This window comes from Marinobacter sp. (genome assembly GCF_035268745.1).
Classification (GTDB): Bacteria; Pseudomonadota; Gammaproteobacteria; order Pseudomonadales; family Oleiphilaceae; genus Marinobacter.
The window spans coordinates 35,879-54,806 of sequence record NZ_DATFKH010000038.1; the positions used below are offsets into that span (position 1 = coordinate 35,879).

An 18,928-nucleotide genomic window follows, 5' to 3' on the forward strand; every position below is an offset into this window, starting at 1 on the left:
ACCGTTAAGAATTCATTACAGACCATACCGTCCCGATGCACAAAAAAACCAGCCTTCCCGCAAAAACCTGCCCGGTCTGCAACCGGCCCTTCGCCTGGCGCAAGAAATGGGCGCGGGACTGGGCTAACGTGCGTTACTGCAGCGAGCGCTGCCGTCGTTCCCGGAGGGCGGCACCATGACCACCGTGGTCTGGTTCAAACGGGACCTTCGCAGCCATGACCACGGGCCGCTGAAGGCTGCCAGTGAACTGGGCGGGCCGGTTATCGCGCTTTACGTGGTGGAGGACGAATACTGGCAACTGGCGGATACCAGCGACCGGCAATGGGCGTTTGCCCGGGAATCGCTGGCAGACCTTGACCGCCAGTTGGCCCGGACCGGTATCCGGCTAACCGTCATGCGTGGCGACAGCGTCCGCGTTCTGCAAACCCTGAAGCGCAGCCATGACATTCAGCGGATATTCTGCCATCGGGAAACCGGCGGTCGGTGGACTTTTGATCGCGACCGAGCGGTGATCGGGTGGTGCAGCGAGAAACATGTGGAGTTTCGGGAATGGAACCAGTTCGGGGTGGTGCGGCGCCTGCAAGACCGGGATTTCTGGGACAGGGCCTGGACCGACCTGATGCGGCAACAGGTACTGCCCGCCCCAGGCCATCTGCAGGCCCCTGAGCAACCGGTAACGGGCGCAATCGATCCGGCCGTTATTGCAGTAAATGCGGGCGCGGCCTGCCCGGACCGGCAGGCGGGCGGCAGCCGCAAGGGCGAAAGCCTGCTGGATTCGTTTCTGGAACGGCGATGCATCGGCTACCAGTACAACATTTCCAGCCCGATCACCGCCGTCAACGCCTGCTCCCGGCTCAGTCCCCATATTGCTTTCGGCACCGTCAGCCTGCGAAACATTTACCAACAGGCGAAAGCCACCGGCCAACACCGCAATACCCTGTCCCGCAAGCAGCGAAGCCTGACCAGCTTTCGCTCCCGCCTGCACTGGCACTGCCACTTTATCCAGAAGCTGGAAGACGAACCAGAGCTGGAATTCCGGGCCATGCACCGGGAAATGGAACATCTCAAATCCGGCCCCAACGATTCCGAACGACTGCAACGCTGGCAGCAAGGCCAGACCGGCTGGCCGCTGGTGGACGCCTGCATGCGCGCGCTCAATCACAGCGGCTGGATCAACTTCCGCATGCGGGCCATGCTGATGGCGGTAGCCAGCTATCAGCTCTGGCTACACTGGCGTGATCCGGCCCTGCACCTGGCCCGGCTGTTCACCGACTTCGAACCGGGCATCCACTACTCCCAGGTCCAGATGCAATCGGGGCTGACCGGGATCAACGCCCTGAGGATCTATAACCCGGTGGTGCAGAGCCGGAAGCTGGACCCGCAGGGCGAATTCATCCGGCGCTGGATTCCCGAACTGGCGGGCGTTCCCGCCGAGATGGTTCACACTCCCTGGCTGATGACACCTGCCCAGAAAGACCGGTTTGGTGGTAATACCTACATCTCTCCGGTCTGTGACCATGAGCAGGCTGCACGGCTCGCCCGCAAGGCGGTCGGCGACTTCCGCCGGCAATACGTCAGCGCGGAAGAAACCAGCCGTGTTCTGGCGAGGCATGGCAGTCGCAGGGGGCCGGTACAGAAGCGACCGGCGGTGTCCGGCAGTGGCAAAAAAGACGACGGTACAGCCGGCAGTAGCCAGCTATCGCTGTTTGACTAGCCACTTTGCCAGCAGGGTCACGGCAGCCAGGGCAACAGCAATCAGCATTGGCCATACCAGTGCCCACAACTGATACGGCTGCGGCAGCCAGACCGGCCCCCTGACCAGTCCCTCGACCTGCCAGGGCAACCACCAGAAAGCGACAAGGCTCACGCCAACCGACGCCAGCCAGCCAGCCGCCAGCAGCGGCGGGTTGTGGCCGGTTTCAACCTTGCTCCTGAGCGTCCACAAGTACCGCAGCACCAGTAATAGTGTGGCCACGGCACCAGCGGTCATCAGCGGAGCCAGATATCCTGCCAGGGCAGAATCCAGATTGTTCGCGGCCAGGCCATCCTTCATCGCCAACTTCGCCAGCGCACCGCTGGTAAACGGTAACCCGGCGAGTGAGAAGCCCGGCAGGGCAATCAACAACCATATTCCTGCGCGGCGAAGCCTGCCAGCAGGCACCGACAACCCTGTCGACAGGAACAGGCTACCTTTGGCCAGGCCGTGATGCAGGGCGTAAAGAGCAATCACCGAAAACAGCACTGGTGCACGCTCAGGATCGGCCAGGGCTGCGCCAACCATCAGCAGCATCAACCCCATCTGGCTGATACTGGAATAGGCCAGTACTGCCTTCGGTTTCTGTTGGACGACGCCGGGAATTGCGGCACCAATCGAACCTACAGCCCCGGCCAAGATCATCAGCGTTCCCCAACCAGGCATGGCAATCTCGGCAAACGGCAGCGTAACCAGCCATCCCAGCAACCCGGCCTTGATCATGGCACCACTGAGCACCGCACTGGCAGGTGTGGGTGCCACCGGGTGGGCCAGTGGCAGCCAGAAATGCAATAACGGCAAACCTGCTTTCACACCGAAGCCACCGAGCAACAACGCAATGATCAGGTCCTGCCGTGGCGAGCCGGCAATGGCTTCCGGCAGATCCGTCAGGATCTGACTGTCCGCAGCAGCCGCTGCCAACAGCAACCCCACCAGAATGGCCATTTCCCCCAGCACCGCCATCACCAGATAGACCCGGCCGGCAAAGGTCGCCTCCGCTGTTCCCTCATGCACAACGAGGCCATAGGCGGCGAAGGTCATCAACGCGAAGAAACTGTAGAAACTGCCGATATCCACGGCCAGGGTCAGGCCCAGGTTGCCCGCCAGGGTCAGACCCCAGAACACACAGAATCGCCGCAGATTCCGGGCCCCCAGGTAGCCCACCGCGTAAATACCGGCGACCATCCACAGCACTGCCGTCAGCAGCAGGAACAGCCGGCGTAATTCATCCATTGCCCACAGGCCGCCGTTAAGCAACCACGGCAGTTCCAGTTGCCAGCCGGGCCCGGTGGCAAGTGCCAGCACCAGTGCCGGCAGTGGCAGCACGGGCAGGACATAGCGCATGGCCCGGCTCCACCCCGGGCGCAGCGCCATTGCCGGATAAACCAGAGGCACACACACGGCCAGCAAAACCAGAACCATCTGGGGAGCCATCACGGTGAATACTCCCTCAGCACGATCAGCTCGGCCCAGAACAATGGGCTGAAGGTCAGCGCTGCCAGAACCCCGACCATGACCGTCATTACCGCCGTCAGCAGTGGCGGCCAGAACAGCCAGGCACTGGTTTCCAGCTTTCCCCAGCGGCACTCACGGGGCCAACGGTCCGCAGGCTCCCGGAACCAGAGCCGGTGCACCACTGGCAGAAAATAGGCAGCATTGAGCAGGCTGCTTGCCACCAGCACCGCGATCACCCAACCCATATCAACTGCCAGCGCCCCGCTGCCCATGGTCCACTTGGTGATAAATCCGGCCAGCGGCGGTACGCCAATCATGCCGAACGCACCTATGGTAAAGGCCACGGAAGTTCCGGGCATACGTGGCCCGGCGCCGTCCAGTTCCTCAATGCGGTGAATGCCCAGAGTCTCGGCGTAGTTTCCGGCACAGAAAAACAGGGTGATCTTCATGATGCCCTGGTGGAGCAGGTGCACCAGCCCGCCGGCAGCCGCAACCGGCCCGAACAGCGAAATTCCCAGGATGATGTAGGACACCTGGCTGATCGTCGAGAACGCCAGCCGGCGTTTCAGGTCGCCCTGCGACAGCGCCCTGACGGAGCCATAGAGAATGGTGAACGCCGCCAGCCAGGCCAGCGGTTCCAGCAGACCCAGAGCAGAGGAAGCCTCGACGCCGTAGATGTCGTGAACCACCCGTACAATGCCGAAGGCCCCGGCTTTCACCACCGCCACGGCATGCAGAAGTGCGCTCACTGGCGCAGGTGCCACCATGGCCTGAGGCAGCCAGCCGTGGAGCGGGAACAACGCGGCTTTCACCCCCAGTCCGGCCACCAGCAGGATAAAGATCAGGATCAGCGATTGCTGAATATCCGGATCAGCGTCACCAAAATGGCCACCCGGACGAAATGGCAGATCCCCCACCACCCCGTGCAGCCAGGCAATTCCCAGCAATAACACGGCGCCCCCGGTCAGGGTGTAGATAATATAGGTCCGCCCGGCCTGCAGAGCCTTTTCGGTGCCACGGTGCACCACCAGCGGGTAGGTAGACAGCGTCAGCATTTCGTAGAACAGGAAAAAAGTGAACAGATTGCCGGCCAGGGCGACGCCCATGGTGCTTGCCACGCACAGGCTGAAAAAGCCGAAGAAACGGGCGCGGTTCGGCGAATTTTCCAGGTACCCGACGGCATAGATCGTGGTCAGCAGCCAGAGCACCGCCGACAGTCCCGCAAACATCATCGACAGCGCGTCCGCTTTGAGCATGAACGTCACACCCGGCAACATGGTGTAGCTCAGCCCATAATCCACGCCCCGAAACACACCCCAGACCATCACCGCCACCAGGCCCAGCTTCAGCAAAGCCGCGCCCAGGTTCACCGTCGTGCGCAGCCGATAACCCTTTTCCGGCAGGGCAAAGATCACCACCGCGGCGATCAGCGAGGTCATCAGGGCAAACACGGGCATCCAGGCGTTCAGTGTCATCACCGGCTCCCGTCTTCCAGTGGCAATGCCATCACTGACAGCACCGGGTCAGCCACCAGCCCGAGACCGAGGGCCATCAGCGCCAGCACCATGGGGACAAGCTCCAGGCTTCTGGGCGGGTGGTAGAACTGATCTGTTTCCGGACCGTCCAGAAACGATGCCCGGTAGATCCGGAACACATACACTGCCGACAGCAGACCACCCGCTAACAGCACCAGTACCCACCACCACTGGGCACTGCCCAGACTGGCCTGAAGCAGCAGCCATTTGGCGGCAAACCCGCCCGAAGGCGGCAGGCCCATCAGCGATACTCCCGCCAGACCGAAGGAGAACAGGGAAAACGGCAGGAAGCGGCTGACGCCGGTCAGCGCATTCACCCGGCTACTGCCTGTGGACAGAATCAGATTGCCAGCGGCCAGAAACATGGCCGCCTTGGCCAGGGCGTGACTGATGACCTGCAGCGTCATGCCCTGCCGGGCCTGGAGCGCTACTGACTCAGACACCGAATAGGTCAGCGGAAACAACAGAAACAGATAGCCGATCTGGGCCACGGAGGAATAAGCCACCACCTGCTTCAGTTCCGGTTGGCGACACGCCAGCCAACTGCCCCATACCACGGCGGCGCTACCCATCAGCCCGACCAGTTGTGCCGCTGCCAGGCTACCGAGCGGCTCGCCGAGTTCCAGCCACAGTCTGGCGGCAATATAAAAAGACGCCTTGATCACCAGCGCCGACAACAAGGCACTGACCGGAGATCTGGCAATACCATGCGCCGGGGGCAGCCACCGGTGAAGCGGGAACAGCGCTGTTTTCAGGGCCAGACCTGCGATCATCAGCGCCAGGGCCAGACCGGAACCTGCCGGCACCGGATGTTGATCCAGCCAGAACACCACCCCGGCAATGGACAGAGTGCCGAACTGGCCGTACATCAGCGCCACACCCAGCAGGTAGGCCAGCGAGCCCAACAGCGCCGCCAGCAGGTATCTGATTGACGCCCGCAAGGCTGCGACACTGCCACCCAGAGCCACCAGACCCACCGCCGCGAGACTGATCAGTTCCAGCCCGACGTAGAGATTGAACAGGTCCCCGCCCAGCCAGACGGCGTTCAGACCTGACCAGAGAAACCAGAACAGCGGCCAGAAATACCGGTGCCAGGGTTTATCCGGATCAATGTAAACCCCGGCGTGGATAGCGCAGGCACTGGCCACAACAGCCGTGAGCAGCACGAAAGTGACGGCAAGCCCGTCGACACGAAGTTCGATGCCCAGTGGCGCATCCCAGCCACCAAGGCCGTAGTAAAAACCTCCATCCCGGGAAACGGCCAGCCAGAGGGTCAGCGATACCAGGACCTGAACCAGGATACCTGCCCAGGTAATCAGCCGGCCCCGGGTAAAGCCCACCAGCAGGGTCAGCACTGCCCAGGCCAGGGGAGTGAACAGCAATCCGGCCATCAGATACAGGGTCATTGCCGGCCACCCTTGCGGGCGGGGGGCTCATCCTCAAGACTGGTCATGCCGGAAAGGTGGTAATAACGCCGTATCAGTACCACTGCCAGTGCCGTAGCGGCAATCGCCACCACAATGCCGGTAAGCACCAGAGCCTGGGGCACCGGATCCGGTCCGCCCTGATGCTGGGGCAATCCCACCAGCACCAGGAACACCCCGGAGCCCAGAATATTGAAGGCCAGAAGCTTGCGCAGCAGATGCGACAGCCACAGCAGCCCCAACAGGCCGATGCCACACAATACGGTTCCCGCCAGCGCATACAGCAGCGGCACAGTCATGTCGGCGAGCCTTCATCGGGGTCCTCGGCGTCATTGACCGGGGCAGAAACAAATAGCGCCAGCAACACCATGGCGATGGACAGTGTCAATGTTGTTTCAATGATAACAATCAGGGGCCTGGTCAGGGCCGGGGGATACGCCAGAAAGGCCTCGCCGGCGATGGCACTGGCCACAGCCACCAGCAGAAACACCGTGAAGCCGGTAATCAGCCCGAGACGCAGCAGCAGGCCCGGGCGGAGAAATGTCATGGGCGTGCCGCCCAGGCGCAGCAATACACCCATGGCTGCCAGCACGGCACCGGCCTGGAAAGCACCGCCAGGCCGGTCCGCGCCTGCCCACAGCAGATATCCTGCCAGCACCAGCATCAACGGCACGAACCAGCGTTGCAGAGCATAAAGCAGGGTATCGCCAGTGCGAAGGTTGGGATCTGCCCGAGCGGTGGTCTCTGCCATGGATATCCCGGCAATACCGGCAATCACCAGTACGCCAATTTCGAGCAGGGTGTCGTAACTGCGGAAATTCAGCAATACCGCGGTGACCGGATGCTCCACCCCACTGCGTTCAAGGTTCTCCGAGAGCATTCGCGGCAGATCTACCGGGGCCGGATTGCCGGCAATCGTCCAGATACTGCTCGCCAGAACTCCGGTAACCACCAGGCAGGCCAGCACGATCAGACCCGTACGCATCCTGCCCATCATCATTCCCGGTCTCCAGGGTCTGGCTTGTCACCAGCGCCGCGGCCGAAATGACTGACCGCATCCAGTAACAGCACGCCGGTCAGCCCGGCGCCGATAGCCGCCTCGGCCAGGGCAATATCCGGGGCCTGCAGGCGCACCCAGGCCGCCGCCATAAACACCCCGAAGGCCATGAACATCACCACCGCACGAAACAGGTCGGCTGACCACAGCGCCGCAGCTGCGGTCGCCACCAGGGCCAGCACCAGCAACCCGTCCAGCAGGAACTCAATCATTGCGGTGCTCCTCCGGGATATCAGCCGTCTGTCCGGACCGGACCGACCGCGCCACCAGGTGCGCCGAGGTGGCACTGGCTGCCAGTGCCACCAGCCAGATCAATACTACCTTCAGACCTGTCAATAATGACGGCGCCAGGGGCAATAGCGCAAAAACAATAAATCCGAGCCCCAGGTTATCAATCTTGGTAAGAGCATGGATGCGGCAAAGGGTATCGGAAAACCGGAACAGCCCCAGGGTGCCGACGCCAAAGAACAGACATCCCGTCACCATGAGAATTATCTGAAGCACCAGCATGGCAGGCTCAATCATGGGCACGGGTATCCTGGTCCGGCGAGGTGTCCTTTTCGGTCCTGTCGATGCCCACTACGCGGGTGACAAAAGCCACAATGGCCAGTACCGACAATAACGCGAGAATCAGGGCCACATCCCGCAAAGACGGCATGCCCTGGGCCTCCGCCAGAACCAGTAACAGGGCCACGCCGGTGGTTCCGAACAGCTGTGATGCCAGCATACGATCGGCCGGGTCGGGTCCCCGCCAGATGCGCACAAGCGCCAACAGCAGGTTTCCCAGCAGGAACAGCGCAACCACATCCAGTAGCAGGGTCATGGCACTGTTTCCTCACCCCTGTCGGAGCTTAAGCCGAATAAACCGGCGATCTTCTGTTCCGTGGCACGAACGCCTTCGGCGACTGGCAGGTCCAGGTCAAGGCAGTGGAGTTCCAGGCTGTTATCCTGCAACCGCACACTGAGTGTGCCGGGCATCAGTGACAGAGTATTGGCCAACAGCCAGCGCGGACTACCCTCGGGAAGCCGGGTTGAAACCGTGAGATACCCGGGGTTGACCCTTACTGCGGGGGAAAGCAGACGGCGCGCAACATCCACACCGGCCACTGCAGAACGGACAATGAAGTAACTGGCGAACGCCAGGGTCCCGGGCAGGTGAAGCCGGTAACCTGTCGCCGGGTAAAACACGCAGGAGAGAATGCTGACCGGAACAACAATGGCCACGCCGAACATCAATCCCGACGGATCACCCTCGATCAGCACCCACCATATGAAATAGAGCGCGCCCGCACGCAGGGAAAAGGCTCTGAATAACGCCATGGACACCCCCTGTTGGATACTGCAGTGGAGCAGCGATCAATCCGGGCTCAGATACCAGGGTAATCCGGCTCGATCGCTGCGTTCAAGCTCGGCAATAACCTGTGCCCCCAGCAAAAGAATGACAGAGCCCACTTCCAGGCTGACCAGAAGCACTATGATGGTTGCCAGCGAGCCGTAGATCACATTGACGAACGAGATATTGAGGAAATAGTACATCATTACCAGCCGCACAGCTTCCCACAGGATAGCCGCCACCAACCCGCCGACCACCGCCCGGCGTGGAGACACATGCAGGATCGGCAACACCTTGTAGATGGCGCTGAACATGATAAACACGCTGAAAAAACTGAGCAGGTACAGGATCGGGCCCGGCTCCTCATAGAGCGTATCGACGAACGCAAACAACAGGGTCAGTACCAGAAGGCCAATACCCAGCACCAGTATAAACAGGTACGGTAGCGCGGCGGAAAACCAGAAACTCCGGGTGGGATTTTCCGGACGGTGGAAGATGATGGCAATCGAGTCTTCCAGCATCCGGAAAGCGAACGAACTGAAAAACAACAGCACCGGAAAAGCCGCGATGCCGATGATATTGCGGGACTCCATAAAGGCGCGCACGGCATCCAGCCAGAGATCGGCGTGGGCAGGAGCAAAATGCTGAGCCTGGATTGCCATCACTTCCAGCAGTTGTTCCTCTTCCACCACGCGGGTCAGGAGGACTCCGAGCACCGCCAGCAAAGGCACTGCCGACAGCAGAACGTTATAGCCCACGCCGCCTGCCAGAAGAATTCCATGGTTGCGAAAAAAATTGCGCAACACCCGACGCGCGAACAGCCAGAACCGACGTGCGAAAACAGCTGGTGATCCTTCACTTTCCGTCATGTCGGTTAATACCTGTCCTGGCAGCCTGCTAGCTGTCGCCCCTGGCCTTGATATCCAGCAACTCATCGATGTCACTGGCTTCAAGGGTTTCTTCCTCGAACAGAGTATTGGCCAACCGCTCCAACTGGTCACGATTTTCTTCCAGCCGCCGGTTCACCTCTTTTTCAATACCGGTGATCAGCTTCCTCACCTCCTCATCAACTTTCTCGGCGGTGGCCTCGCTGAACTCCCGCTCCCGGGAAATTTCATGGCCGAGGAAAACTTCCTCCTGGCTGGAACTGACCGACATGGGACCAATGACATCGCTCATGCCCCAGCGGGCCACCATTCGGCGCGCCATTTTGGTGGCCTGTTCAATGTCGTTTTCAGCGCCGCTGCTGACCTCATTGAAGATCAACTGCTCGGAGGCGCGGCCACCAAGCATTACTGCGATCCGGTCTTTGGCATAGCTGGCGGTCATGTTCAGGCGATCTTCATCCGGAGCCTGTTCGGTCAACCCCAGAGCCTGGCCGCGGGGTATGATGGTCACTTTCTCAAGCGGATCGGCTTGCGGGAACAGCAGTGCCGTCAGCGCGTGGCCGGATTCGTGAAAAGCAATGACCTTTTTCTCTTCGTCACTCAGTTTCTGCTCACGTTTGGCGCCCATCAGCACCTTGTCCCGAGCCATGTCAAAGTGCTGCATTTCCACTGTTTTGCTTTCATCACGGCCAGCGAACAGAGCGGCTTCGTTGGCGAGGTTTTCCAGGTCGGCGCCGGCAAAGCCGACAGTCCGACGGGCCACAGCAGCCAGGTCCACATCATCCGCGAGGGGCATGGCTCTGGTATGAATTCCCAGTATCTGCTCCCGTGCTTCCCGGTGGGGGCGATCCAGGGTGACCTTGCGGTCAAAGCGGCCGGGGCGCATCAGGGCCGGGTCCAGAACATCAGGCCGGTTGGTAGCAGCAATCACCACCACGGTTTCATGGGGCGAAAAGCCATCCATCTCCGACAGGATCTGGTTCAGGGTCTGTTCCCGCTCATCGTGGCCACCACCCACACCGGCACCCCGCGAGCGGCCGATGGCGTCAAGCTCATCGATGAAAATGATGGAGGGCGACGCCTTGCGGGCCTCCTCAAACATGTCCCGCACACGGGAGGCGCCGACACCGACGAACATCTCGATAAACTCGGAACCGGAAATGGAAAAGAACGGAACATCAGCTTCGCCGGCCACTGCTCTCGCCATCAGCGTCTTGCCGGTGCCCGGCGCGCCGACCATCAACAGACCCCGTGGCAGCTTGGCCCCAAGGCGCTGGTAGTAGTCCGGATTCTTCAGATAGTCCACGATTTCGGTCAGGTCTTTCTTGGCATTGTCCGCTCCGGCGATGTCATCAAAGGTTTTGCCGGGCTCGTCCACGGAAAACCGTTTGGCCTTCGATTTGCCCATGCCGAACAGGCCGCCACCCTGCTGGCCGCCCATCTGGCGCTGCATTCTTTGCCAGAAGAAGATAAACAGACCAATGATAATCAGCCACGGCAGAAAGCTGACCAACAGCCGGGACAGTATGCCTTCGCTGGATTCCTTCGCGGTGATGGTTACGTCATTATTTTCCAGCAGCTCCAGCACCTTAGGATCACCAACTTCGGGGATATAGGTGCGGAACGGCTGTTGGCCGGAAGCATCCCCTGACTCGCCGGCAGACTTAATGACGCCGGTGACCTGGTGCCCCTCGATGGTTACCTCGGAGACTTTTCCGGAGGTCACCTCCTGCTTGAATTTGTTATAAGTCAGTTCTTCCAGCGCTGACTGGGAAACCAGCTGGATGACATAGAAAATCAAAAAGCCCAGCAACAGCGCATTCAGGAACCGGATCCAATGGGGTGGCTGATTGTTCTGGTCCTGTTGTACCTGCTGTTTCTGTTGGCTCTTCTGGTTCTGGCCATCACCCTGACCGGACCGAAATTCGGGGCTGGACATGAGATAATTCCTGATTATGAAAACTCTCTAAAAACAGTTGCCTCACAGGCAGCTGTCATGAAACATCAAACCGGCTCACACGGAGCCTTCGCCGCTCCAGCCATGGTCGGGCTGAAACCTGTCGCCATGGTGATCAGCAAGGGTTTGTAGTGATTTCCGGATATTGTCAAACCCCCGCTTATGAGCATAGTTCATGGGGCCGCCCCTGAACGGAGCGAACCCGGTACCAAAGATCATGGCTCCGTCTGCCAGGGCTTCGTCCTCGATCACACCCTCGCGCAGGCACGCCATACAGGCGTTCAGCATGGGTAACAGCAACCGGTCCAGAGTGTTATCCGGGGCTGGATCGGTCTTGTTCTGCTTGTCGGCTTTGCCTTTTTTCCATTGGTACAGACCTTCCCCCGACTTCTTGCCAAGCTTGCCATCCTCCACCTTCTGCCGGAGCCACTGCGGCGCCTTCGGCAGGTCAGTGTTCAGGCGGTCACGCAACATGTCCGCCACGCTGAGGCAGATATCCAGGCCCACCTGGTCGGCGAGTTCTATCGGCCCCATGGGCATGCCGAACTCTTCTGCCACGCGGTCGATACTCTCAGCGGCAACGCCCTCATCCAGCATGACCATGGCCTCCACCAGATAAGGTGTCAACGCCCGGTTTACGAGAAAACCCGGTGCGGTATCGACCGGTGCCGGCAGCCTGTCAATCTGACCAACGAATGCGCTCGCACGATCCAGCATGTCCTGATCAGCCTTGTCGTGCCTGACCACCTCAACCAGTGGCATCAGGGCGACCGGGTTGAAAAAGTGAAGGCCCACCAGACGTTTCGGATCCCTGAGTTTCTCGCCCAGAGTCTCCAGAGGAATACTGGAAGTGTTGGTCGCCAGGATAGCGCCCTGCTTCATTCGCGGTTCGACCTCGTCGTAAACTTTCTGTTTCAGATCCACTTTCTCGGGCACTGCCTCAATCACGAGATCGGCCCGTTCGACGCCGAGGTTGGCAAAATCCGGCATCAGGCGGTCCAGAATGTCACGGCGCTGGGAGGACGACCGGTGTTTCTTCTCGCACAACTCAGACAGCTTACCGACCGCTTCTGCAAGCTTGTCTGGCTCCATATCAAACAGGCTGACACTCAGCCCCTGAAACGCGCACCAGCCGGCAATGTCGGCCCCCATCTCACCGGCACCGACAACATGCACATGCTTGACCGGTTCCGCCCTGACCTGGGTCAGGCCTTTCATTTTTTCGCGCAGAAAAAACACCCTGACCAGATTGCGTGAGGTATCGCTCATCATCAGTCTGGCAAATGAGGCGATCTCTGCCTTGCGCATGGAGGGACCGGAATCACCACCATACTGCTCCCACAACTGAATCAGTGCCTCTGGTGCAGGGTAATGCTGGGGTGGCGCCTTGTCGGCAGCCTTTGCGCGCATCTGACGGGCTTCAAGCTGCCTGGCCGGTCTGGTTGACAGCACACGCCCGCGGATGCCACCGCTGCTTTTATCAATATCACCGGCTATCGCGGCGGTAACGGCGGCAGCAACGTGACGTTCCTCAAGCACCTGATCCACCAGTCCCAGCTTCCTGGCTTTGGAGTGCGTGATGATCTTGCCGGTCAGCATCAGAGTCATGGCTGCAACAGGGTCGACCAACCGGGTAAAACGATCGGTGCCGCCCAGGCCCGGATGCAGACCCAGCTGCACCTCGGGAGATCCGAGTTTGGCGCCCGCAATGGCAAACCGGAAATCACACGCCAGGGCCAGTTCCAGGCCGCCCCCCAGACAGGAGCCGTGAATCACCGCAATGGTGGGAAATGCCAGCGCCTCAAACCGATCGACGATGTCATGGGCAGCGGTAAGTTTGTCGACGACCCCGGTTTCGGACTTGAGCTCGGAAAATTCCGAAATGTCCGCCCCCAGGCAGAAGCCTGTGGCTTTGGTGGAGCGCAACACCAGCCCCTTTGGCGGATTGTGTTCAAGCTCTCCTACGATTTTGCCAAGCTCTTCGAGAACTTCGGCAGACAATACGTTCGCGCCGGTATCCTTCTTGTCAAAGATCAACCAGGCAAGATCGTTGTCGTCCCGCTGCAGTTGCCAATGCTGAAAGTTTCCTGGCTTTTTTGCGGTATCTGCGTCTTTAAAGGGCCCCCGGGCCATCTCGCGGCTGCTCAGGGCTTCAAGAATATGACCTGTCATCGCTGCCTCCTGAATCTTGTGTTCAAAGCGTGGGTGGGGTGGCCGTTGTTACACTGCCTCAATCAGCATGGCGCCGGACTGGCCACCACCAATACACTCAGTGGCAATGCCCCGCTTCACGCCCTTGCGGTGCAGAGCGTTCATCAGGTGGAGGACAATTCTGTTGCCGCTGGTGCCGACCGGGTGGCCGATGGCCACGGCACCGCCATCAATATTCAGGCGCTCGGGATCAAGTTGTCCCATGGGTTTGTCCAGACCCAGGGCCTCCCTGCAGAACTCCGGGTCATCCCAGGCTTTGGTGCAGGCCAGCACCTGCGCTGCAAATGCCTCATTGATTTCCCAAAGGTCAATATCATTCAGGCCTGCCTTGTGACGCTTCAGCAGGGCAGTTGAACTGAGCACCGGGCCGAGCCCCATAATCCGGGGGTCCAGCGCTGCCCACTCACTGTCGACAAGAACCGCGCGGGGCTTGAGTCCGTATTTTTCCACCGCCGCTTCCGAGGCCAGGACCATCCAGGAGGCTCCGTCAGTGACCTGGGAACTGTTACCGGGAGTCACCTTCCCGAACGGTGGTTCAAAAGCTGCCTTCAGCCTGGCCAGAGCCTCTGCCGAGGTGTCCGCGCGCACACCATCATCGTGCCGGAACAGTTCCCCCTCTGGTGATATCGCCGGTACCACTTCATCGTCCAGCCAACCCTCTTCCTGGGCGCGGGCAAGGCGCTTGTGACTGGACACGGCGTAGTCGTCGGCTTCCTGCCGGCTGATATTGAACTGCTGAGCCAGAACCTCGGCTGTCTGGCCCATGCTCAACCCGACCATGGGATCAGTCAGACCTTTGGCGAGACTGATCTCGGGCTTGAAATACCTGGCACTGAACTGCGCCAGCTGGCTGGCATAATCCCGGGGAGACGACGCGGCGTTCAGTCCCGCCAGCCATTCCACCGCCTCCGTTTGCAGCACCATCGGGGCGTGGCTCAGGGCTTCGGTGCCACCGGCAAGAATCAGGTCACTGTCGCCATCGCGAATGTATTTGTACGCGGTATCGATGGACTGCATGCCGGAACCGCAATTGATCTGCACGGTGAAGGCGGGCATGGCATCCCCCATTCCCAGTCGCAGAGCCGCAATTCGTGCGGGGTTCATCTCCGAGGGGACGACGTTGACACAGCCAAGTATCACCTGGTCATAGGCATCGACCGGTATTGGCTGTCGCATTAACAGGGGGCGACCGCATTGCACCGCCAGGTCAACCGGTGAGAATGGGCCGGGGCGCCCTTTGGCTTTGAGAAACGGCGTACGCGCCCCATCCACCAGATAGACCCGGCGCGAACTGGACCGCCGCTCTGACTGTCTGTTATCAGGTGCAGTTTCCGAATTGCTCCGCGTCATTGGTTCATCCCCGTTTGCCAATTCTGAAATTCCACACTTCCCCGCAAATGACGCCAATCTGAACCAGCGCCCTATTAATACCGTGGGCTCTTTGTCCGATGTTTCAAGGCCCAAATACCAGAAGGTGAAGTTGAAATATTCTTTCAGAGTCTCAACAAATACTAGTTGCCAAGCAATCAGAGGAGACTATTCATGTCACGACCACAAGACCTCTTCCCGACCCGCCTGGAACGTAAGCTGGGCATGTTCGAACGACTGGACCCGGTGGTACACACGCCGGCAGAACGACTGGCGGACGGTCCCCTGTCTGCAGATCAGGTGCGCGAGTTCGACGAAAGAGGATTTCTGTTTTTTGACTCCTTTTTTTCCAAAGATGAAATGGACGAGTTCATCAGGGAACTGAAAGATTATGAGAAAGACGAGGATCTCAAACTGTCTGAAGGAACCATTCTCGAACCGGGAAAAGAAGAGATCCGGTCCATTTTTGGTATTCACGAATTGTCTGAGCGCTTTGACCGGCTGACCCGCGATCCCCACCTGCTGGATGTTGTGCGCCAGTTGCTGGACAGCGAAGTCTACATTCACCAGTCACGGATCAATTACAAACCTGGTTTCAAGGGCAAGGGTTTCAACTGGCATTCAGATTTCGAGACCTGGCACAGCGAAGACGGCATGCCACGGATGCGTTGCCTGAGCTGTTCCATCGTAATGACAGACAACACCGAATTTAACGGCCCGCTAATGCTGATCCCGGGGTCGCAGAAATACTTTATTCCCTGTGTTGGCCGCACCCCGGAAAACAATTACAAAAAATCCCTGAAATCCCAGAACCTCGGCGTTCCGGACGCCGCCAGCCTGACCAGCTTGATGGACAAGAACGCCATAGAAGCACCCAAGGGCCCACCCGGCTCATTGATCATCTTCGAGTGCAACACCCTGCACGGTTCCAATGTCAATATGTCGTGCTGGCCGCGAAGCAACCTGTTCTTCGTGTACAACAGCGTGCACAACACTCTGGAAGAGCCCTACTGCGGCAACAAGCCGAGGCCCGAGTTCCTCGCCAACCGGACCAACTGGGCCCCGCTAAAGCCGCTATAACCGGATCATGGCAGGACATTACCTCCACCAGCCGGGCCTTTCAGGGGGGCCCGGTCGACGGTGTCCTGCTTTTGTTCGTCATTGGGAATTTCCATCCCCTGCTGCACCGCTGGCCGGCCACCAACCCGCTCCAGCCAGTCGAGCAATGGTTTGAGGCCGGCAACAGATTCGGCATCCTCATTGGCAAGCTCATCGACAGCGGTTCTGGCCCAGGCGTAGGTCGCCACATCGGCAATGCTGTAATCAGCGCCACCAAGATAAGGCACCTCGCCCAGTCGCCCGTTCATCACTTCCAGCAAACGCAGGGTTTCTTCCCGGTAGCGCTTGATAGCAATATCGCTTTCAACAGGCGCGGCATTCTTGAACCAGTGCCACTGGCCCACCATCGGCCCCAGGTGCGCCATCTGGAAAAACAGCCAACCCAGCACCTCGGTACGTGCCTCGCCGGCTTCCGGTAGCAGACGGCCGGTTTTCTCCGCCAGGTAGACCAGAATATTGCCGGACTCGAATATCCGCCTGGGCCCACCGTCAGGGCCCTCGACATCGTGATCTACAAGAGCCGGGATCTTGCCATTCGGGCTGATTTTACGGAACTCCGGATCGTGTTGTTCACCCTTGCTGATGTCTACGGCGGTAACGCGATAAGGCAGCCCGGATTCCTCCAGCATAATGGATGCCTTCTGGCCATTCGGGGTGCTCCAGGTGTAAAGGTCGAGCATCATAACTACCTCCTCATGTCGGATTGTCGTCTTCTCCGGCTTTTTCTCCGGACTTGTTTATCGATGGCAGTATCAGCACCGGGCACGGGGAATTGACCGAAACGTACTCCACAGTTGCCCGCCGAAGGGGCCAGTGGCCGCTGCTGCCCCGGGACACCAGCATCATCAGATCGGCACAGAGTTGTCCGGCAAGGCCTGCCAGTTTTTCGCCAGGATTGCCTGCCACCACATGCAGCTCTGCGTTGCGGTTCAAAGGCAGATATTTCCGTACCAGAAGATCCAGAACCTCCCGCACCTCGGCTTCTTTTTCCTCTGGCGACTCTTCCGCCACGTGTGGAAAGAACCCCCCGCTGCCCGGCTTGTAGGCACTGGCAAGGTGTAGCTCACCTTCCTCGTCCAGCAGTTCCATGGCGGCTTCCAGAGCCCGCTTGCCTTCACCGTCGTCATCGGGATCAATTGCGATCAACAGTTTCTGATACATGCGTGTTCTCCTGTCTGGTTGCGGAAGTGGCCTCCACTTCCGGGAAGGCCCGCCCCTGGACCAGTTCGTCGATACTGTAGCCACGGTAATCGGCACGCAGTGCCCGAAACAGGGCCACCGCCATGAAAATCAGCAGAATACAGAAGGGCAGGCCCAGGGAAGTAATCACATTCTGCAGGGCATCCAGTCCGCCAGCCAGCAAAAGGGTGGCGGCAATGATGCCCTGGGCTGCCGCCCAGAAAATGCGCTGGCGCACCAGGGAGGGCTGATCATCCCGTCGGGTCAGCATATCAATCACCAGGGAGGCCGAGTCCGATGAGGTGGTGAAAAATATCACGATGATCACCACGCTCAGGGCAGAGGCCAGGTCCGCAAGCGGGAAGGCCTCCAGAAACGCAAAGATGGCGACGGACGGGTCCTGCTGCACCTGTTCCGCCAGCGCCACCTGGCCATTCATCTCCACCTGAATGGCAGCTAACCCGAAGATCCCGAACCACACCAGAGTGAAAGCCGTGGGAGCAAACAGAACCCCCGCCACAAATTCACGGATGGTCCTGCCCCGGGAAATCCGGGCAATAAAGATTCCGACATAGGGCGCCCACGAGATAGTCCAGGCCCAGTAGAACAGGGTCCACTGCCGCTGCCAGTCGGTTTGCTTGAATGTTTCGGTCCAGAACGCAAGCCAGGGCAAGGCATCGGCGTAATCCCCCATGCTCTGGACCATGCCCTCGGCAATGAAAACCGTCGGTCCGACCATGAGTACGAATGCCAGCAGAGCCATCGCCAGCACAATGTTGAGCTGGGAGAGCCGGCGCACGCCCTTGTCCAGACCAAGCGCCACTGAGGTAGCAGCGATACCGGTAATAATGGCGATAAGCACAACCTGAACCGGACCAGTGGTGGCCAGGCCAAAGAGATAACCGAGACCACTGTTCAGTTGCAGGGCGCCAAGCCCGAGCGAAGTGGCCACACCAAAAAGAGTACCGAGGACCGCAATCACATCCACCGCCCAGCCCCATGGCCCGAACGCCCGTTCCCCGAGGATGGGATAGAACAGACTGCTGATGCGCATGGGCAGGTTGTGGCGGTAGGCAAAGTAACCGATGGCCAGACCCGGCATGGCAAAGATGGTCCAGGTATGCAGGCCAAAGTGATAGAGCGCGATTGTCATGGCATCGCTGGCCGCCTTCCCCGAGCCCGGCTGGACGCCGTCAAAGGGTGGATTGGCAAAATGCGAAACCGGCTCGGCCACGCCCCAGAACATGAGAATGGTACCGATGCCGGCAGCAAACAGCATGGTAAACCAGGTCAGGTTGGAATAGTCCGGGCGGCTGTCGTCAGCTCCGAGCCGGATGCTGCCGTAACGACTGACCGCCAGGCCCAGCAGAAACACCAGCAAAGAGGTAACGGAAAGAATGTAGAACCAGCCGAGGTTACGGGCTACCCAGCCGGTGAGTAACCCGAAGCTGTCGGCCACGACGGCGTCAAACGGCACCGCCAGGACAACAAACAGCGCCGCCACTCCTGCCGAGGTGAAAAACACCCCGGGTATAGTCTGCAGCCCTAACTGGCGTTGCAGCCGCTCCAGCACACGCGCCTCCGCCTCTCGCCTGAAAATTGCGTGAAGCCATTACGCTACCACAGGCACCAACGGCCTGCCGAACACAG

The 18,928-nt window shown here is 59.8% G+C and carries 19 protein-coding genes; 3 read left to right on the top strand and 16 right to left on the bottom strand.

All coding sequences use genetic code 11. The features are described from left to right. Nucleotides 1–35: 35 nt before the first annotated feature. Nucleotides 36–179 carry a DUF2256 domain-containing protein gene (locus VJ956_RS02720; RefSeq protein WP_324081390.1) on the top strand — a complete coding sequence of 48 codons (144 nt, stop codon included), beginning with the start codon at nucleotides 36–38 and terminating at the stop codon, nucleotides 177–179. Then, nucleotides 176–1,714, top strand: coding sequence for a deoxyribodipyrimidine photo-lyase (locus VJ956_RS02725; protein ID WP_324081391.1), 1,539 nt, complete (start codon nucleotides 176–178; stop codon nucleotides 1,712–1,714). The genes VJ956_RS02720 and VJ956_RS02725 overlap by 4 nt, the downstream gene beginning before the upstream one ends. Here VJ956_RS02725 and VJ956_RS02730 read toward each other — a convergent pair. The 13 genes from VJ956_RS02730 to VJ956_RS02790 form a co-directional block, all read right to left on the bottom strand. After that, a complete protein-coding gene (locus VJ956_RS02730) occupies nucleotides 1,697–3,187 on the bottom strand; it encodes a complex I subunit 5 family protein (protein ID WP_324081478.1) in 1,491 nt (496 codons plus the stop codon). The two genes, VJ956_RS02725 and VJ956_RS02730, sit on opposite strands and share 18 nt — an antisense overlap. Beyond that, on the bottom strand, nucleotides 3,187–4,683 hold the full coding sequence (locus VJ956_RS02735; RefSeq protein WP_324081393.1) for a complex I subunit 5 family protein: 1,497 nt from the start codon (nucleotides 4,681–4,683) through the stop codon (nucleotides 3,187–3,189). Before VJ956_RS02735 ends, VJ956_RS02730 begins: the two co-directional genes overlap by 1 nt. Next, a complete protein-coding gene (locus VJ956_RS02740; protein ID WP_324081395.1) occupies nucleotides 4,683–6,149 on the bottom strand; it encodes a complex I subunit 5 family protein in 1,467 nt (488 codons plus the stop codon). The genes VJ956_RS02735 and VJ956_RS02740 overlap by 1 nt, the downstream gene beginning before the upstream one ends. After that, nucleotides 6,146–6,466 carry an NADH-quinone oxidoreductase subunit K gene (locus tag VJ956_RS02745; protein ID WP_324081397.1) on the bottom strand — a complete coding sequence of 107 codons (321 nt, stop codon included), beginning with the start codon at nucleotides 6,464–6,466 and terminating at the stop codon, nucleotides 6,146–6,148. The genes VJ956_RS02740 and VJ956_RS02745 overlap by 4 nt, the downstream gene beginning before the upstream one ends. After that, complete coding sequence (locus tag VJ956_RS02750) at nucleotides 6,463–7,167, bottom strand: MnhB domain-containing protein (protein ID WP_324081399.1); 705 nt, start codon at nucleotides 7,165–7,167, stop codon at nucleotides 6,463–6,465. The genes VJ956_RS02745 and VJ956_RS02750 overlap by 4 nt, the downstream gene beginning before the upstream one ends. Beyond that, entirely contained in the window at nucleotides 7,164–7,436 is a 273-nt protein-coding gene (locus VJ956_RS02755) for a DUF4040 domain-containing protein (protein ID WP_324081401.1), read from the bottom strand. The genes VJ956_RS02750 and VJ956_RS02755 overlap by 4 nt, the downstream gene beginning before the upstream one ends. Further along, the gene (locus VJ956_RS02760; protein ID WP_324081403.1) at nucleotides 7,429–7,749 is read right to left on the bottom strand and encodes a monovalent cation/H(+) antiporter subunit G; all 321 of its coding nucleotides are present in this window, start codon (nucleotides 7,747–7,749) and stop codon (nucleotides 7,429–7,431) included. Before VJ956_RS02760 ends, VJ956_RS02755 begins: the two co-directional genes overlap by 8 nt. After that, on the bottom strand, nucleotides 7,742–8,047 hold the full coding sequence (locus VJ956_RS02765) for a monovalent cation/H+ antiporter complex subunit F (RefSeq protein WP_324081404.1): 306 nt from the start codon (nucleotides 8,045–8,047) through the stop codon (nucleotides 7,742–7,744). The genes VJ956_RS02760 and VJ956_RS02765 overlap by 8 nt, the downstream gene beginning before the upstream one ends. Beyond that, on the bottom strand, nucleotides 8,044–8,544 hold the full coding sequence (locus tag VJ956_RS02770) for a Na+/H+ antiporter subunit E (protein ID WP_324081406.1): 501 nt from the start codon (nucleotides 8,542–8,544) through the stop codon (nucleotides 8,044–8,046). Before VJ956_RS02770 ends, VJ956_RS02765 begins: the two co-directional genes overlap by 4 nt. Nucleotides 8,545–8,580: 36 nt before the next feature. Next, nucleotides 8,581–9,426, bottom strand: a complete 846-nt coding sequence (locus VJ956_RS02775; protein WP_324081408.1) for a YihY/virulence factor BrkB family protein — start codon at nucleotides 9,424–9,426, stop codon at nucleotides 8,581–8,583. 28 nt (nucleotides 9,427–9,454) lie between these two features. Further along, nucleotides 9,455–11,383, bottom strand: a complete 1,929-nt coding sequence (gene ftsH, locus VJ956_RS02780) for an ATP-dependent zinc metalloprotease FtsH (RefSeq protein WP_324081410.1) — start codon at nucleotides 11,381–11,383, stop codon at nucleotides 9,455–9,457. 75 nt (nucleotides 11,384–11,458) lie between these two features. Next, entirely contained in the window at nucleotides 11,459–13,573 is a 2,115-nt protein-coding gene (locus VJ956_RS02785) for a 3-hydroxyacyl-CoA dehydrogenase NAD-binding domain-containing protein (RefSeq protein WP_324081412.1), read from the bottom strand. Between the two features lie 48 nt (nucleotides 13,574–13,621). Then, nucleotides 13,622–14,962: an acetyl-CoA C-acetyltransferase gene (locus VJ956_RS02790; RefSeq protein WP_324081414.1), complete on the bottom strand. Its 1,341-nt coding sequence runs from the start codon at nucleotides 14,960–14,962 to the stop codon at nucleotides 13,622–13,624. Between the two features lie 192 nt (nucleotides 14,963–15,154). Between VJ956_RS02790 and thpD the strand changes: the two genes are divergently transcribed. Continuing rightward, nucleotides 15,155–16,060 (top strand): ectoine hydroxylase, encoded by a 906-nt coding sequence (gene thpD / locus VJ956_RS02795; RefSeq protein ID WP_324081416.1) that lies wholly within the window; start codon nucleotides 15,155–15,157, stop codon nucleotides 16,058–16,060. 5 nt (nucleotides 16,061–16,065) lie between these two features. On the opposite strand, the gene VJ956_RS02800 is transcribed toward thpD, so the two are convergent. From VJ956_RS02800 to VJ956_RS02810, 3 genes are read right to left on the bottom strand one after another with little or no spacing between them, the layout of a single operon-like run. Beyond that, complete coding sequence (locus tag VJ956_RS02800; RefSeq protein WP_414674370.1) at nucleotides 16,066–16,779, bottom strand: glutathione S-transferase family protein; 714 nt, start codon at nucleotides 16,777–16,779, stop codon at nucleotides 16,066–16,068. A 13-nt stretch (nucleotides 16,780–16,792) separates the two neighbouring features. After that, nucleotides 16,793–17,260 (bottom strand): universal stress protein, encoded by a 468-nt coding sequence (locus VJ956_RS02805; protein ID WP_324081420.1) that lies wholly within the window; start codon nucleotides 17,258–17,260, stop codon nucleotides 16,793–16,795. Then, on the bottom strand, nucleotides 17,232–18,851 hold the full coding sequence (locus VJ956_RS02810; RefSeq protein WP_324081422.1) for a BCCT family transporter: 1,620 nt from the start codon (nucleotides 18,849–18,851) through the stop codon (nucleotides 17,232–17,234). The genes VJ956_RS02805 and VJ956_RS02810 overlap by 29 nt, the downstream gene beginning before the upstream one ends. Nucleotides 18,852–18,928 lie beyond the last annotated feature (77 nt).

Excerpts from the sequence above, each read along its gene's own strand:
- VJ956_RS02785 (WP_324081412.1), bottom strand. The coding sequence starts at position 13,573 with ATGACAGGTCATATTCTTGAAGCCCTGAGCAGCCGCGAGATGGCCCGG.
- VJ956_RS02730 (WP_324081478.1), bottom strand. The coding sequence starts at position 3,187 with ATGGCTCCCCAGATGGTTCTGGTTTTGCTGGCCGTGTGTGTGCCTCTG.
- VJ956_RS02725 (WP_324081391.1), top strand. The coding sequence starts at position 176 with ATGACCACCGTGGTCTGGTTCAAACGGGACCTTCGCAGCCATGACCAC.
- VJ956_RS02720 (WP_324081390.1), top strand. The coding sequence starts at position 36 with ATGCACAAAAAAACCAGCCTTCCCGCAAAAACCTGCCCGGTCTGCAAC.
- VJ956_RS02775 (WP_324081408.1), bottom strand. The coding sequence starts at position 9,426 with ATGACGGAAAGTGAAGGATCACCAGCTGTTTTCGCACGTCGGTTCTGG.
- VJ956_RS02805 (WP_324081420.1), bottom strand. The coding sequence starts at position 17,260 with ATGTATCAGAAACTGTTGATCGCAATTGATCCCGATGACGACGGTGAA.
- VJ956_RS02740 (WP_324081395.1), bottom strand. The coding sequence starts at position 6,149 with ATGACCCTGTATCTGATGGCCGGATTGCTGTTCACTCCCCTGGCCTGG.
- VJ956_RS02735 (WP_324081393.1), bottom strand. The coding sequence starts at position 4,683 with ATGACACTGAACGCCTGGATGCCCGTGTTTGCCCTGATGACCTCGCTG.
- VJ956_RS02770 (WP_324081406.1), bottom strand. The coding sequence starts at position 8,544 with ATGGCGTTATTCAGAGCCTTTTCCCTGCGTGCGGGCGCGCTCTATTTC.
- VJ956_RS02755 (WP_324081401.1), bottom strand. The coding sequence starts at position 7,436 with ATGATTGAGTTCCTGCTGGACGGGTTGCTGGTGCTGGCCCTGGTGGCG.
- VJ956_RS02800 (WP_414674370.1), bottom strand. The coding sequence starts at position 16,779 with ATGCTCGACCTTTACACCTGGAGCACCCCGAATGGCCAGAAGGCATCC.
- ftsH (WP_324081410.1), bottom strand. The coding sequence starts at position 11,383 with ATGTCCAGCCCCGAATTTCGGTCCGGTCAGGGTGATGGCCAGAACCAG.
- thpD (WP_324081416.1), top strand. The coding sequence starts at position 15,155 with ATGTCACGACCACAAGACCTCTTCCCGACCCGCCTGGAACGTAAGCTG.
- VJ956_RS02760 (WP_324081403.1), bottom strand. The coding sequence starts at position 7,749 with ATGATTGAGCCTGCCATGCTGGTGCTTCAGATAATTCTCATGGTGACG.
- VJ956_RS02790 (WP_324081414.1), bottom strand. The coding sequence starts at position 14,962 with ATGACGCGGAGCAATTCGGAAACTGCACCTGATAACAGACAGTCAGAG.
- VJ956_RS02765 (WP_324081404.1), bottom strand. The coding sequence starts at position 8,047 with ATGACCCTGCTACTGGATGTGGTTGCGCTGTTCCTGCTGGGAAACCTG.
- VJ956_RS02750 (WP_324081399.1), bottom strand. The coding sequence starts at position 7,167 with ATGATGATGGGCAGGATGCGTACGGGTCTGATCGTGCTGGCCTGCCTG.
- VJ956_RS02745 (WP_324081397.1), bottom strand. The coding sequence starts at position 6,466 with ATGACTGTGCCGCTGCTGTATGCGCTGGCGGGAACCGTATTGTGTGGC.